The 14,763-nt window shown below is 72.4% G+C and carries 11 protein-coding genes; 5 read left to right on the forward strand and 6 right to left on the reverse strand.

The genetic code is table 11. The features are described from left to right. Positions 1-146: 146 nt before the first annotated feature. The gene (locus MQV74_RS32230) at positions 147-956 is read right to left on the reverse strand and encodes a TetR family transcriptional regulator (RefSeq protein WP_242725921.1); all 810 of its coding nucleotides are present in this window, start codon (positions 954-956) and stop codon (positions 147-149) included. 136 nt (positions 957-1,092) lie between these two features. After that, on the reverse strand, positions 1,093-2,907 hold the full coding sequence (locus tag MQV74_RS32235; RefSeq protein WP_242725923.1) for a 3-hydroxyacyl-CoA dehydrogenase family protein: 1,815 nt from the start codon (positions 2,905-2,907) through the stop codon (positions 1,093-1,095). Between the two features lie 363 nt (positions 2,908-3,270). On the opposite strand from MQV74_RS32235, the gene MQV74_RS32240 reads away from it, so the two are divergent. Continuing rightward, the gene (locus MQV74_RS32240; protein WP_172386247.1) at positions 3,271-3,849 is read left to right on the forward strand and encodes an adenylosuccinate lyase; all 579 of its coding nucleotides are present in this window, start codon (positions 3,271-3,273) and stop codon (positions 3,847-3,849) included. Between the two features lie 152 nt (positions 3,850-4,001). Here MQV74_RS32240 and MQV74_RS32245 read toward each other — a convergent pair whose 3' ends face one another. From MQV74_RS32245 to MQV74_RS32255, 3 genes are all read right to left on the reverse strand, one after another. Beyond that, on the reverse strand, positions 4,002-4,424 hold the full coding sequence (locus tag MQV74_RS32245; protein WP_242725925.1) for a RidA family protein: 423 nt from the start codon (positions 4,422-4,424) through the stop codon (positions 4,002-4,004). 96 nt (positions 4,425-4,520) lie between these two features. Then, positions 4,521-6,107 (reverse strand): alpha/beta hydrolase, encoded by a 1,587-nt coding sequence (locus tag MQV74_RS32250; RefSeq protein WP_242725927.1) that lies wholly within the window; start codon positions 6,105-6,107, stop codon positions 4,521-4,523. A 144-nt stretch (positions 6,108-6,251) separates the two neighbouring features. Next, complete coding sequence (locus MQV74_RS32255; RefSeq protein WP_242725929.1) at positions 6,252-7,298, reverse strand: Rv2578c family radical SAM protein; 1,047 nt, start codon at positions 7,296-7,298, stop codon at positions 6,252-6,254. Between the two features lie 157 nt (positions 7,299-7,455). On the opposite strand from MQV74_RS32255, the gene MQV74_RS32260 reads away from it, so the two are divergent. The 4 genes from MQV74_RS32260 (at position 7,456) to MQV74_RS32275 (ending at position 14,218) form a co-directional block, all read left to right on the forward strand. After that, positions 7,456-7,899, forward strand: coding sequence for an SRPBCC family protein (locus tag MQV74_RS32260; protein WP_242725931.1), 444 nt, complete (start codon positions 7,456-7,458; stop codon positions 7,897-7,899). Positions 7,900-8,235: 336 nt separating this feature from the next. Further along, on the forward strand, positions 8,236-10,653 hold the full coding sequence (locus MQV74_RS32265; protein WP_374120726.1) for an MFS transporter: 2,418 nt from the start codon (positions 8,236-8,238) through the stop codon (positions 10,651-10,653). A gap of 180 nt (positions 10,654-10,833) precedes the next feature. Next, the gene (locus tag MQV74_RS32270) at positions 10,834-13,272 is read left to right on the forward strand and encodes a SpoIIE family protein phosphatase (RefSeq protein ID WP_242725933.1); all 2,439 of its coding nucleotides are present in this window, start codon (positions 10,834-10,836) and stop codon (positions 13,270-13,272) included. Positions 13,273-13,468: 196 nt separating this feature from the next. Then, positions 13,469-14,218 (forward strand): class I SAM-dependent methyltransferase, encoded by a 750-nt coding sequence (locus MQV74_RS32275; RefSeq protein WP_242725935.1) that lies wholly within the window; start codon positions 13,469-13,471, stop codon positions 14,216-14,218. 111 nt (positions 14,219-14,329) lie between these two features. Here MQV74_RS32275 and MQV74_RS32280 read toward each other — a convergent pair whose 3' ends face one another. Next, positions 14,330-14,716, reverse strand: a complete 387-nt coding sequence (locus MQV74_RS32280; protein WP_242725937.1) for a hypothetical protein — start codon at positions 14,714-14,716, stop codon at positions 14,330-14,332. Between the last annotated feature and the right edge of the window lie 47 nt (positions 14,717-14,763).

Raw genomic sequence — 14,763 nt, forward strand, 5'->3', positions numbered from 1 at the left:
CAACAATTTCACTCAGTTGTCATTGCCCCGGTTCATCTGAGCGATGATCGATCATTGCAGGTCAGAAGGGGTGCGCCGGGCAGGCAGAAAGACGCCCGTCCGCTCCCGAGGGGGAGCGGGCGGGCGGGGCGGGAGTGCGGGGCGGGTCAGGGGCGCGTGCGCAGCGCCTTCTCGATGGTGCGCATGATCTCGTCGAGGGGAGCGTCCGTGCGGGCCACGGTCACCAGGACCTCACCCCGGTCCGAGACGGTCGCGGGCGCCCCCGAGGGGGCCGCGTCGCGCCCGGCTCCGATGCCCGTCCCGAAGGTCCGCCGCACGATGCCGAAGGCGTGGTCGAGCTGGCCCTCCACGTCCCCCTGGCCCCCGGCCCGCAGCCACCGCCGCAGCACGTGGTTGTGGGCCGTGACGACGGCGGACGCCGCGACCTCCGCGAGCAGCGGGTCGTCGTTGCCGTCGTGGTGGGCGTGCTCGTCGAAGTGGCCCAGGAGATAGCGCGTGAACAGCCGCTCGTAGCGCGCCACGGAGGCGATCTCGCGCTCCCGCAGCGTCGGGACCTCGCGCGTGAGGCGGTAGCGCTCCACGGAGACGGCGGGCGAGGCCGCGTACATCTTCATGACTTCCTTGATGCCGCGGCACACGGTGTCGAGCGGATGCTCGTGCGCGGGCGCCGCGTTGAGCACGGCCTCCGCACGGATCAACGTGTCGTCGTGGTCGGGGAAGATCGCCTCTTCCTTGGAGCGGAAGTGGCGGAAGAAGGTCCGCCGGGCCACCCCGGCCGCGGCCGCGATCTCGTCGACCGTCGTGGCCTCGTACCCCTTGGTCGCGAACAGCTCCATGGCCGCGGCCGCGAGCTCGCGGCGCATCTTGAGCCGCTGCGCGGCGGCACGGCTGCCCGCGGCGCTCTCCGGAGCGTCGGGCGTAGCGGGCGTACGTGAGGACTTGGCGGCCTTGGGCATGACCCGAACGTACTGCATGTGCGCAGCTGAGTGCGCCCGCGGGAGCGGACCGCCCGAGGGTTCGAGCAGCCCTCCCCAGTCCGCCCGCCCGGCGCGCACGACACCGTGCGCGCCGGACGGTCCTTCCGGGGCCGGGTCAGCGCCGGGCATATTCGCGGAAGCCACGGCCCGTCTTGCGGCCGAGGCAGCCCGCGGCCACCAGATGCTCAAGGAGCGGCGCGGGCGCGAGGCCCGGCTCGCGGAACTCGCGGTGCAGGACCTTCTCGATGGCCAACGACACGTCCAGGCCGACGACGTCCAGGAGCTCGAAGGGGCCCATGGGGTAGCCGCCGCCCAGCTTCATCGCTGCGTCGATGTCGTCGAGGGACGCGTAGTGCTCCTGGACCATCTTGATCGCGTTGTTGAGGTACGGGAACAGCAGGGCGTTCACGATGAACCCGGCCCGGTCCCCGCAGTCCACCGGATGCTTCTTGATCGTCGCGCACAGCTCCCGGGCCGTCGCGTGCACCTCGTCGGTGGTGAGCACCGTCCGCACGACCTCGACGAGCTTCATCGCGGGCGCCGGGTTGAAGAAGTGCAGACCGATGACGTCACCGGGGCGCGAGGTGGCGCGGGCGCAGGCCACGACCGGCAGCGAGGACGTGGTGGTGGCGAGGACGGCGCCCGGCTTGCAGATCTTGTCGAGCGTCGCGAACAGCTGCCGCTTGACCTCCAGGTCCTCCGCGACGGCTTCCAGGGCCAGATCGACGTCCGCGAACGCCTCGTACGAGCCGCTCGGCGTGATCCGGTCCAGCGTCTTCGCGGCCGACTCCGCGGTCATCCGGCCCTTGTCGACGGAGCGCGCGAGCGACTTGGCGACGCGCGTCCTGGCCGCGACGGCCTTCTCCTCGCTGCGGGCCGCGAGGACCACGTCGTACCCGGCCTTGGCGAACACCTCCGCGATCCCCGACGCCATCGTGCCGGAGCCGGCCACGCCCACCGAGCGCACCTCGCGCCCCCGCACCTGCCGCGCGCCCTCGACGGGCGTCAGCGCGTCCCGCACCACCTCGCCGCTGTCCGGCTCGGCGTACGTGTAGAAGCCGCGGCCCGCCTTGCGTCCCGTCAGGCCCGCCTCGCTGAGCTGCTTGAGGATCGGCGCGGGTGCGTGCAGCCGGTCGCGCGACTCGGCGTACATGGCGTCGAGGACGGTGCGGGCGGTGTCGACGCCGATCAGGTCGAGCAGCGCGAGCGGCCCCATCGGCAGGCCGCAGCCGAGCCGCATCGCCGCGTCGATGTCCTCGCGGCTCGCGTACTTCGCCTCGTACATCGCCGCGGCCTGGTTGAGGTAGCCGAAGAGCAGTCCGTCGGCGACGAATCCGGGGCGGTCGCCGACGGCGACGGGCTCCTTGCCGAGCGCGGCGGCGAGTTCGGTGACGGTGGCGACGGCCGCGGGGGCGGTCAGGACGGACGAGACGACCTCGACGAGCTTCATCGCGGGCGCCGGGTTGAAGAAGTGCAGGCCCAACACCCGCTCGGGGCGGGCCGACTCGGCCGCGAGCCGCGTCACGGACAGGGCGTTGGTGCCGGTGGCGAGGATCGCGTCCGGGCGCACGATGCCGTCGAGCGCGCGGAAGATCTGCTGCTTGACCTCGTACGACTCCGGCGCGACCTCGATCACCAGGTCCGCGTCGGCGGCGGCCTGGAGATCGGTGAAGGTGCGGAAGCGGGCGAGGGCGTCCGCGCGCTCGCCCTCGGTGAGCCGCTCGCGGCGCACGGCGCGCGCCGTCGAGGCCTCCAGGGCGGCGACGGCGTGCGCGGCGGCCTGCTCGCTGATGTCGATGCCGATGACCTCGCGGCCCGCGACGGCGAGGACTTCGGCGATGCCCGCGCCCATCGTGCCGAGGCCGACGACGGCGACGGTGTGCAGCGGCGCGCTGGACGTACTGGACGAACGGGCGGAGGGAGCGTCCATGCGGGGACTCCAGGAGTGAGTGACGACTGAGAGGGCGCACGCGCGGGGCGCGCGGAGGGGCGCATCGGACACGACGGCGCGCGCGTGACAGCCACGCGAGCGGCGTGAAGGGGTGTACGGCGCGCGTGAGTTGCGCGAGAAGGGGAGCCGACGGGCCCGGTCCCGGAGCCGCGTCGTCCTGCGGTACGTGCGTACCGAACCGACAACACTCTCGACGGCTGCGTCACCAGGCCGTCAGGAGTCGTGGAACTGCTGCGTGGAGCTGCTACGGGGAGTGTGCCCCGCTCACTTGAGATTAACCGGTGAGTAACGAGCGCGCCAGCCCCCGGTGCCTGTGACCTCGGTCGCGACTAGGCTCACCGCATGGATGCGGAGTTGCGGACGGTGACGGATCGCTTACGACGCGAGGCGGCCGCGTCGGGAGCGCAGAAAGCGTACGAGAGACTGCTGGCCGTCAGTGATCCGGACGAGCTGGCGGGGATGCTCCAGGCGGCGGGACAGCCCCTGTGGGCGCGGGAGTTGGCTGCGGTGCGGCTCGGCCTCGCGGGCGACAAGCGCGCCTTCGAGTCGCTCGTGCTGCTCCTCAACCACCGGGACCCGCCGCGCTGCGCGGCCGCCGCGCACGCGCTCGCCCGGCTCGGCGACCCGCGCACGGCACGCGCGGCGGCCGCGCTCGCCACGAACGAGCTACGGGTGGCCTACGCCCTGCACCCCGTGCGGCTGCTCACCGAGCTGCGCGCCCCGGAGTCGGCGCCCGCGCTGATCACCACGCTGCGCCGCCGCCTCGCGCCCAACGACCCCTACGGCAAGGTGGCGCTTGCCTGCGTGGAGGGTCTGGGCGCGCTGGGGGACGCCCGGGCGATCCCGGTGCTCACGGCCGCCGTTGCCCACCCGCGCCTCGCGGCGGCCGCGTCGGCGGCCCTGGCGCGGGTATCGGCGTGAGCCGTCGGGCACCAGGGGGGGCGCACGTACGGACTCCGGCGGACCGGGCGGACTCCGGCGGACCGGGCGGGCACCCGCGGAATGGGCTGGCTCCGGTAGACCGGGGCGCGGAGGCGCGGGGCCGGTGGCGAGGCGCTCCCGGTCCGCGGGCGCTACGCGCCCGTGGCGGCCTCGTCCTCGTCCGGCACGACCGCCAGGGCTTCTATCTCCATCAGGAACTCGGGCGAGATCAGCGCCGCGACCTGCATGGCCGAGGACGCCGGAAGGCGCGCCGGATCGAGGTGCGCGTCCCGCGCGGCGCGCACCGCGGACATGTGGGCCATGTCCGTGACGAAGTACGTCAGCTTGATCACGTCGTCGAAGGTGGCGCCCGCGGCCGCCAGACAGCGGCGCAGATTCTCGAAGACCCGCATGGCCTGGGCCGCGGCGTCGCCCGCGCCCACCAGCTCGCCCCGCTCGTCCAGGGCGAGCTGGCCGGAGACGGCGACCAGACGGCCGGTGCCCGTCACGACGTGGGTGTACGCCGTGGCGGGTGCGACTCCGTCAGGGGCGTGGATGTGCGTCAGTCGGCTCATGATCCCCATGGTGGACCATGGGTCTGACAACGCCCGCGGCGCCGTCGCACGGACCCCACCGGCGGGCCCGGTTCCGCGGGCCCGCCGGGCGCGGGATCAGTTGCGGAAGCCGAGCAGCCCGTGCAGTTCGGCGCTCCGCGCCGCCGTGCCGCGCGCCGGGGCCCGCCGCGGCTTCGGGTCCGGCAGCGCCTTGCACACCGCGTCGACCTCGCCGCCGCTGCTCGGCACCTGGCCCTTGTCGAGGTACTTCGCCAAGTACCGGTCCAGGCAGGCGTTCCCGCTCAGGGTGACGCCGTGGTTGCCGCCGCCCCACTCCACCACGAGGCGCGAGCCGCGCAGCTTGCGGTGCATCGTGATCGCGCCCTCGTACGGGGTCGCCGCGTCGTCCGTCGCCTGGAAGAGGAGCACCGGCGGCAGCGCGGAGTTGCGGACGTCCGTCGGGCGCAGGCCGGGGGTCGGCCAGAACGCGCACGGCGCGTTGTACCAGGCGTTGTTCCAGGTCATGAAGGGCGCCTTCGCGTACACCGCCCAGTTGTCCGCGCGCCACCGGTCCCAGTCGCGCGGCCACGCCGCGTCCCGGCACTGCACGGCCGCGTACACCGAGAAGCCGTTGTCGCCCGCCGCGTCCACGGCGCCCAGGCTCTCGTACGCCTTCACGAGCGGCCCGGTCCGCCGGTGGTTCGCGTAGGCCGCGAACGCCTCGGCGAGCAGCGGCCAGTAGCCGTTGTAGTAGCCGCCCGGCAGATAGGTGTCCTCCAGCTCGGCGGCGCCGACCTTCCTGCCCGCGGCCCTCTTGGCGACGGCGGCGCGCATGGCGTACCACTTGGCCTCGACCTTGTCCGGGTCCTTGCCGAGCTTGTACGTCGTGTGGTGCTTGGCCACCCAGGCGAGGAACGCCTTGTGGCGGGCGTCGAACGCGAAGTCCTGGCCGAGGTTGGCCTCGTACCAGACGGCCGTCGGGTCGACCACGGAGTCGAGCACCATGCGGCGCACGCGGTGGGGGAACAGCCGCGCGTACACGGCACCCAGGTAGGTGCCGTACGAGTACCCGAAGTAGGAGATCTTCCGGGCGCCGAGGGCCGCCCGGATCGCGTCGATGTCCTTGGCCGCGCTGACCGTGTCGATGTACGGCAGCACGGCCGCGTACTTCTTCGCGCACGCCTTGGCGAAGGCCTGGACCCGGCGCAGGTTCGCGCTCTCCAGGGCGGGCGTCGCCGGCACCGAGTCGGGCCGGACCGGGGCGGCGTGCCCGGGGCGGCAGGTGAGGGCCGGGGTGCTGCGGCCGACGCCGCGCGGGTCGAAGCCGATGACGTCGTACTGCGCGGCCACCTTCTTCGGCAGGGCCGCCGCGACGGATCCGGCCATCGTCAGGCCGCTGCCGCCGGGGCCGCCGGGGTTGACCAGGAGGGGCCCCTGGTACGTCGTGGCGGTGTGCCGCACGCGCGAGAGGGCGAGCGTGATCTGCTGCCCGTGCCGGTGGTCGTGGTCGAGCGGCACCTTCAGGGACGCGCACTGCAGGCGTGGGTGGTCGGGGGTCGCGCACTTCTTCCACACGAGGGTCTTCGGCGGGTGGGGGGTGCGCGGCGCGGTCCGTGAGTCGGCGCCCGCGGCGGCGGGCACCGCCGCGACGAGACCGGCCATCAGAGCGGCGACACCGCACAGCGAGACGGCGCTTCTTCTCATCGAGCCTCCCGGGACGGAGGGTTCGGGGCCGTGCGGCCCACGACCCCCGCCGCATGGTCCCGGAATCCCTGCCCGGAAGAGGGCGTTCTGACAAGAAATGACCTGAAAGGAGCATGGTCTGAACGGGTGCCCGCCGCCCTTCGGTCAGAGCAGCGTGAGCTGCGTGGCCTCTGGTGCGGACGCGGTCTCCTGGGGTGCCTCCCGGGGTACGCGGATGCGGCGCGCGGCACCCGCGCGCGTGGGGCCGATGCCGAACTCCTCGGCCAGCTCGTGCACCTGGCGGGTGACGCGGCGCTGGTACCACTTGGGCGCGTAGGCACCCTCCGCGTACAGGCGCTCGTAGCGCCGCACCAGATGCGGGTGGTGGTGTCCCAGCCACTCCATGAACCACTCGCGCGCGCCGGGGCGCAGATGCAGGACGAGCGGGGTCACCGACGTGGCCCCGGCCTCGGCGACCGCCCGCACCGTGGCGCGCAGCTGGTCCGGGTGGTCGCCCAGGAAGGGAATCACCGGCGCCATCAGGACGCCGCAGCCGATGCCGTGCTCGGTGAGCGTGCGTACGACCTCCAGGCGGCGCCCGGGTGCGGGCGTGCCCGGCTCGACGGTGCGCCACAGGGTCTCGTCGAGGAAGCCGACGGACACCGAGATGCCGACGTCGGTGACGGCGGCGGCCTGCCGCAGCAGGTCCAGGTCGCGCAGGATCAGCGTGCCCTTGGTGAGGATCGAGAACGGGTTCGCGTGCGCGCGCAGGGCCTCGATGATGCCCGGCATCAGGCGGTAGCGGCCCTCCGCGCGCTGGTAGCAGTCCACGTTCGTGCCCATCGCGATGTGGTCGCCGTGCCAGCGGGGCGAGGCCAGCTCGCGGCGGAGCAGGTCGGGCGCGTTCACCTTCACGACGATCTGGCTGTCGAAGCCGAGCCCGGTGTCGAGGTCCAGATAGCTGTGCGTCTTGCGCGCGAAGCAGTACACGCACGCGTGCGTGCAGCCCCGGTAGGGGTTGACCGTCCACTCGAAGGGCATGCGGGAGGCCCCGGGCACGCGGTTCACGATCGTTCTGGCCCGGACCTCGTGGAAGGTGATCCCACGGAACTCGGGCGTGTCGAAGGTCCGGGTGGTCACCGCGTCCGCGCCGAACAGCGCGGCGTCCGCGGTGCCCCGGCGCGGCCCGTCGGACAGGCTCTCCCAGCGCATGACGCCTCCTCGGTAGCACTGGCCACAGAATAGAACACATGTTCCCTTGATCGTGCGGACGTCATCCCCGACCTGAGGGGGACCCGATTTGGGGCGCCGCCGCACGGGGTGGTTGGGTGACGGTCGAACCTTTGAGACACCAACTGGAGGAAGTGCCATGGCGCAGGTCGAGGCGACCACGGAGCGGATCATCACGGCGCGGCCGGAGGACGTCTTCGATGCGCTCGCCGACTACAGCGGCACGCGCGCGAAGGTCCTGTCCGAGCACTTCAGCGAGTACGAGGTGCGCGAGGGCGGCGACGGCGAGGGCACCCTCGTCCACTGGAAGCTCCAGGCCACCAGCAAGCGGGTCCGCGACTGCCTGCTCGAGGTGAGCGAGCCCACCGACGGCGAGCTGGTCGAGAAGGACCGCAACTCGTCCATGGTCACCACCTGGCGCGTGACCCCCGCGGGTGAGGGCAAGGCGCGCGTGGCCGTCTCCACGGTGTGGAACGGCGCGGGCGGCATCGGCGGCTTCTTCGAGAAGACCTTCGCCCCCAAGGGCCTCGCCCGCATCTACGACGCCGTCCTCGACAAGCTCGCCGCCGAGGTGGAGAAGTAGCCGGAGCCGAGACCGGCCGGGGCGCCGACGGGCAGTCGGGGCCGCGCGGCCGGGGTTGAGGAACGGCGGCGAGAAATCGCCGCACCCGGCACGGGAGTTGGGGCCGGTGCGACACGGAGCCGTGTCGCACCGGCCCCAACTCCCGTTTAAGCCATCAGGGTTGTTCCCACGCTCACCGTTTCGAGTGGTTTCCGGCGCGGGCCGGTGGTGCGCCGTAGGGCTCCTACCGGCGCTTACGTGCGCCGGTGCACCTCTCGGGGGGACTCGTCGCGCTTGCTCGCAGTTGTCGCGTAATGCGAGAAATGGGCGGCGCAGGCGTGACGAGGGGAGCACCAGGTGGGCGGGACGACGCTGGCGATGAGCGCGGAGCACGACGAAAGGGCGGCCACCCGGGCCCCGGCGGCCGACGCGGCGCAGGAACCGCCACCCCCGGAGGACCGGGGGCCGACGCCGCGGGAGTTGAGCCCCGGCCGGGTGCGCATGGTGTTCTTCGCCCTCATGCTGGCCCTGCTGCTCGCCGCCCTGGAACAGATGATCGTGGCCACCGCGCTGCCGAAGATCGTCGGCGAGCTGCACGGCCTGGACCGGATGTCGTGGGCGATCACCGCGTATCTGCTCACGTCCACCGTGGGCCTGCCCATCTACGGAAAGCTCGGCGACCTCTTCGGGCGCAAGGGCGTCTTCCAGTTCGCGATCGTCGTCTTCGTGCTCGGCTCCGCGCTCGCGGGCTGGTCGCGGACCATGGACCAGCTCATCGCCTTCCGGGCCCTCCAGGGCGTCGGCGCGGGCGGCCTGATGATCGGCGTCCAGGCGATCATGGCGGACATCGTGCCCCCACGCGCGCGGGGCCGCTACATGGGCGTGATCGGGGCCGCGTTCGGCCTCGCGTCCGTAGCCGGTCCGCTGCTCGGCGGGTTCTTCACCGACCACGTCTCCTGGCGCTGGTGCTTCTACTTCAACGTGCCGTTCGGCCTGGTCACCCTGGCCGTCGTCACGCTCGTGCTCAAGCTGCCCAAGCCCGCGGCCCGGGGACGCCTCGACGTGCTCGGCGCGCTGCTGCTCACGGCGGCCTCCACCTGCCTGGTGCTCCTGACGAGTTGGGGCGGCACCGAGTACGCGTGGGGCTCGCGCGTCATCCTGGGGCTCGCGGCCGGAGCGGTCGTGGCGAGCGTGCTCTTCCTGGTCGTCGAACGGTTCGCGGCAGAACCGATCATCCCGCTGCGCCTGTTCCGTGATTCCGTCTTCAACATCACGGGTCTAGTAGGGCTCGTCGTGGGAATCGCCCTCTTCGGGGCGGCCAGTTATCTGCCCACGTACCTTCAGATGGTCGACGGTGCGAGCGCCACGGAGTCCGGCCTCCTCATGCTGCCGATGATGGGCGGCCTCGTCGGCGCCTCGGTCGTCGCGGGTCAGCTCATCAGCCACACCGGGCGCTACCGGATCTACCCCGTCCTCGGCGGCGTCCTGTCGGTGATCGGCATGTATCTGCTCTCGCGCCTGGAGGCCGACACGCCCCGGCTGCACTACAGCGTCTGGATGGCCGTCCTCGGCGCCGGCGTCGGCCTCGTCATGCCCGTCCTGGTGCTCGCCGTGCAGAACGCCGTGCCGCCCGCCGACCTCGGCACCGCCACCAGCGCCAACAACTACTTCCGGCAGATCGGCGGCAGCGTCGGCGCCGCCGTGTTCGGCACGCTCTTCGCGAACCGGCTCACCGACGCGCTGGCCGGCCGGCTGCCCGACACCGCCGGCCTGCCGGATCCCGAATCGATCACCCCGCAGGTCGTCCACGTGATGCCCGCCCACCTGCGCGAGGGCTACATCCAGGCGTACGCCGACGCGATGCCCCGGATCTTCCTCTACCTGGTGCCGGTGCTCGTCCTCGGCCTGCTGTTCGCCTTCTTCCTCAAGGAGACACCCCTGTTGTCCAGTGCCGCGTCCACCCACGCCTCCCTCGCCGAGCCTCCGGTCATCCCCGAGGCCCGCTCCCCGTACGTCGCCGGTGTGCCCGTCTGCGGCACCGTGCAGCACCCCGACGGCACCGTCGTGCCCCGCGCCGCCCTGACGCTCATCGACGTCGCGGGCCAGCAGATCGGCCGGGGCGCGAGCGGCGACGACGGGCGGTACGCGCTCGCCACCCCCGGGTCCGGATCGTTCGTGCTGATCGCGGCGGCGGGCGGGCACCAGCCGCAGGCCGTCACCGTCACCGTCGGCGAGCGCCCCGTGGAGCTCGACGTCGTACTCGGCGGCGCCGGGCGGCTCGCCGGGACCGTGCGCACCGCCGACGGCACGCCCGTACGGGACGCCGCCGTGACCCTCACCGACGTCCGCGGCGACGTCGTCGCCACGGCCCGCAGCGGACGCGAGGGCGGCTATGTGATCACGGAGCTGGTGGCCGGTGAGTACACCCTCGCCGCGAGCGCCCCCGCGTTCCGCCCCGCGGCCCTGCCGGTCAGCGTGCAGGCCTCCCGGGAGACCCGCCAGGACATCGAGCTCGCCGGCGGCGCCGTGCTGCGCGGCACCGTGCGCGCCACCGGCGGGCGGCCCGTCGAGGACGCGCGCGTGACGCTCCTGGACGCCGCGGGCAACGTCGTCGACACGCTCACCACGGGCGTGGACGGCACGTTCCGCTTCATCGACCTGTCGTCCGGCGAGTACACGGTGATCGCGGCGGGCTACCCGCCGGTCGCCACGGTCCTCCAGGTCGCCGGTGGCGGCCGGACGGAGCGGGACCTGCAGCTGGGCCACGAAGACTGACCGGACCGACCGGGTCCGGTGGGCCGACCGGAACGTGCGGTCCCGCGGACCGGAAGGACCGGACAGTATTGCTCCCCACGCGGCCAATTCGCGCAAGGCAGCGCGTGGCAACCCGTCCCGGCCGTACGGTGGTTGAGGGGCGGTGCAGATCTTGCCGTGCCGTGGGAAGGAGCCTTGGCCATGGAGCGTGGGACCCCGGACGGCGGGCCCGTGGCGCACAGCGCCGCGTCCGGCCGCATCCCCTTGGCCGTTGTCGTCATCGACGGCGACGGCCTCGTCTCCCACTGGAGCGCCGGCGCACGCCGTCTGTTCGGCTACGTCAGGGACGACGCGGTGGGCCGTCCGGCGGGCGACCTGCTGCCCGTCTCCGGCGCGCTGCCGCCGCAGGACGGGACGCGCTACGGCACGTACGACGCCCTGGGGCCCGATCTGGGCAACTCCCTGGACGGCCACATCTCCTACCCGGCCGCGGGCCGGGCCCGGCTGACGCCGTCGGCGAGCGGCGGCGGGCACGGCGAGCGCGTCGACGTGCTGTGGTGGGCCTATCCGCTGGTCGGCCCCGGCCCGGAGCGGATGCTCGTGCTCGCCGCGGACGCGGCCCGCCTGGCCCGGGGCGACGACGTGGACCCCGCCCACGTGGAGCGCATAGCCCCGGGGTTCGCGCTGCACACCGACTTCCCCGGGGCGGACGACCTCGCGGGGCGGCTCCCGGACATCCTGCCCAGCATGAGCGTGGCCGAGAGCGCCCGCATCGTGTCGCAGATCCTGGAACTGGGCTATCCGGTGCTTGAGTTCAGCCAGCACGACCGGGTGCCCGTCACGCCCGACTGGGGCGTGCCGCGCCGGGCCGAGCGCCAGGCGCGCAAGCGGCGTGCGGCCGAGGCGGCCGCCGCCGGGCTCGCGCCGGGCCCGGAGAGCGCCGAGGACGCCGACGACCTGGAGTACGCGGCGGTCCGCGAGCACCTGGAGTTCCTGAACGAGGTGAGCGCCCGCATCGGCTCCTCGCTCGACCTGGCCCGCACCATCCAGGAGGTCAGCAAGGCGGTCGTGCCGCGCTTCACCGACGTCGCGGGCACGTATCTGCGCGAGCAGGTCGTCGCGGGCGAGGGCTTCCCCGAAGGCGTGCCGGACGAGACCACGCTGTGGCACCGCGTCGCCGTGGAGCACACCGACGAACCGGGGCGCTGGGACGACGTCGTGCCCGTCGGCGAGTCCATGCCGTTCCCCTCGCACACGCCGTTCTTCCAGTGCATGACGTCGGGCGATCCGGTCCTCGTCCCGCGCATCACCGAGGAGATGGGCAACGCCATCGCCTCGCAGTTCGAGAAGCGCGACATCCGCCCGCTCATCAACCACCGCTCGATGCTGGTCGTGCCCCTGAAGGCACGCAACGTGGTGCTCGGCTTCATGATCCTGCTGCGGCACCGGGAGCGTCCCGTCTTCAACGACATGGACCGCGTGACCGGAGCCGAACTGGCGGCCCGCGCGGGCCTCGTACTGGACAACGCGCGCATGTACACGTACCAGGAGTCGGTCGCCGACACCCTCCAGGACAGCATGCTGCCGCACATAGAGTCCCGGATGTCCGGCTGCGACATCGCCACCCGCTATCTCCCGGGCACCCTGCTCGGCCGGGTCGGCGGCGACTGGTTCGACTCCGTGAAGCTGCCCGGCGCGAGAACGGCGCTCGTCGTCGGCGACGTCATGGGGCACGGCTTGAACTCGGCGGCGATGATGGGCCAGTTGCGCACCGCCGTGCAGACCATGGCCGCGCTCGACCTGCCGCCCGCCCAGCTCCTGCGGAACCTCGACGACCTGGCACAGCGGCTCGGCGAGCACTACCTGGCGACGTGCCTGTACGCGGTGTACGACCCCATCGCGGGCGATCTGCACCTGGCGAACGCGGGCCACATCCCGCCCGTCCTGGTCCGCGCCCGTTCCGGCCGCAGCGAGCTCCTCGACCTGCCGACCGGGGCGCCCATAGGGGTCGGCGGCGTGCCCTTCGAGTCCGTCCGGGTCCGGGTCGCGCCCGGTGACCGGCTGCTGATGTGCACCGACGGGCTCGTCGAGGTGCGCGGCGAGGACATCGGCGTCGGCCTCGCCACGCTCGTCGAGTCCGCGGCCCACCCCGCCGCGTCCATGGACGCGGCCTGCGACACGATCATCCGCGCGCTCAACACCCGGGGCGGGCGCAAGGACGACGTGGCCCTGCTGATGGCCCGGCTGAACGGCGTCGCCTCCGAGGACGTCGGACACTGGCGGCTCGCGGCGGACCCCTCCGAGGTCAGCAGGGCCCGCGAGCTCGTGCGCCGCCAACTGCGCGCCTGGGGCCTCGACGACCTGGAGGACACCGCGACCCTGCTGGTCAGCGAGCTCGTCACCAACTCCGTACGGCACACGCGCGGGGGCCGCGTCGGACTGCGCCTGGTCCGCTCCGGCCGGGTCCTGTGCGAGGTCGACGACGAGGACCCGACGCTGCCGACGCTCCTGAACGCCGGGCCGGGCGACGAGTTCGGGCGCGGTCTGCGCATCGTGACGCGGCTCGCCAAGGAGTGGGGCACGAGCAGCGGGAGCAAGGGCAAGACGGTGTGGTTCGAACTGGAGTCGTCGCGCCGGTAGATCCATCCGGGCGCGCGGCGCGTGCCGTGCCCCGTCACTCGCGCCGGTACGCGGGCACACGCCCGGGGAACACGTATCGAAAGCGCCGTGAAGGTGCGCGCGTGTGGCTTGTCGAGCGCCCCCCTGAGCGGTAGACCGATCTTGTCGTCGCTTTCGGCGGCACCGGTCACACCGGTCACACCCTGGGGAGCTGGGCATGAGCGTCACGAGTCGGTACCGGGAGGCGTGGGAGGGCTTCTGGAGCGAGGCACCCGAGGACGAGGGTGCCGTCTTCTGGGACGCGGAACCCGCCCTGACCGTGGGCCTCCACCTGGCTCTGTTCGAGCCACACCTGGCCGCGCCAGGACTGCCGGTCGTCGACGTCGGCTGCGGCAACGGCACCCAGACCCGCTTCCTCGCCGACCGCTTCCCGCGCGTCCTCGGCCTCGACCTGTCGGCCGCCGCGATCGAACACGCCCGGCGCGCGGACCCCGCGGGACAGGCCGAGTACCGCCAGCTCGACGCGGCGGAGAAGAGCACGGCCGAGCAACTGCACGCGGAACTCGGCGACGTGAACGTGTACGTGCGGGGCGTCCTTCACCAGTGCGAGCCCGCCGACCGCGGGCCCCTGACCGAGTCCCTCGCGACGCTCGTCGGCGAGCGCGGCCGGGCCTTCCTCGTCGAACTGGCCGAGGCCGCGGGGCCGGTGCTGGCCGGCCTGGCCCGGAGCGCGGACGGCCCGCCGCCCAAGCTGGCGCCGATCTTCGCCCATGGGCTCACCCCCGCCGAGGTCGCCGACGCGGAACTCCTCGACCACGTCCACGCGGCGGGCCTGGCCATCCTCGCCAGCGGGGAAATCCCCCTGTCCACCACCGAGTTCACCCCCGACGGCACCCGCATCGAGCTGCCGTCCACCTGGCTGGTGGCGGGCCGCGCCGACTTGTCCACAGGCGCGCCAGTGGTCTGAACCAGTGAGACTTATCCACAGGCCTGACAGGGGGGTGACGCACTGGCTGAGGGTGGCGGTTCCAAAGAGCCGCCACCCCCAGCGCTCCGCTGACGTTGCCGTCAAGTGGCGTTACAGAGGAATCTGATCATCCGCTGCCACAGGAACACGGGCCGCGGTCACTCCACCGGAGAAAGAAATCTCCACCACAGTCTGGTCCCTGGGGGAATAGATCCAGAATTCCGGCACAGATTCTGTGATGTCCAGCAGGCGAGGGGTAGCGGATTCGATCTCCATCTTCACGCTGGGGACTGCCAGACTCTCCCAGAAGAAGATGAGACTACTGGCTTTTGGGGTGAACCGCTGGATGACAGTGCTTAGCTCGACGGAATCCGAATCAACCGAGCAGAGTATCAAATCATCAGTCACCGCAGCCCATTCGATCGCACCGTCAGAGTTGCGCGGATAGCGACTAATGCTTTCACGCTCGCACTGAAGATGTTGGTCCAGGCTCAGCAATTGTATCCCTGGCTGTCCAACCCAAGTCAGCCGTCGATCACCTTGCG

This window comes from Streptomyces sp. AN091965 (assembly GCF_022698285.1).
Classification (GTDB): Bacteria; Actinomycetota; Actinomycetes; order Streptomycetales; family Streptomycetaceae; genus Streptomyces.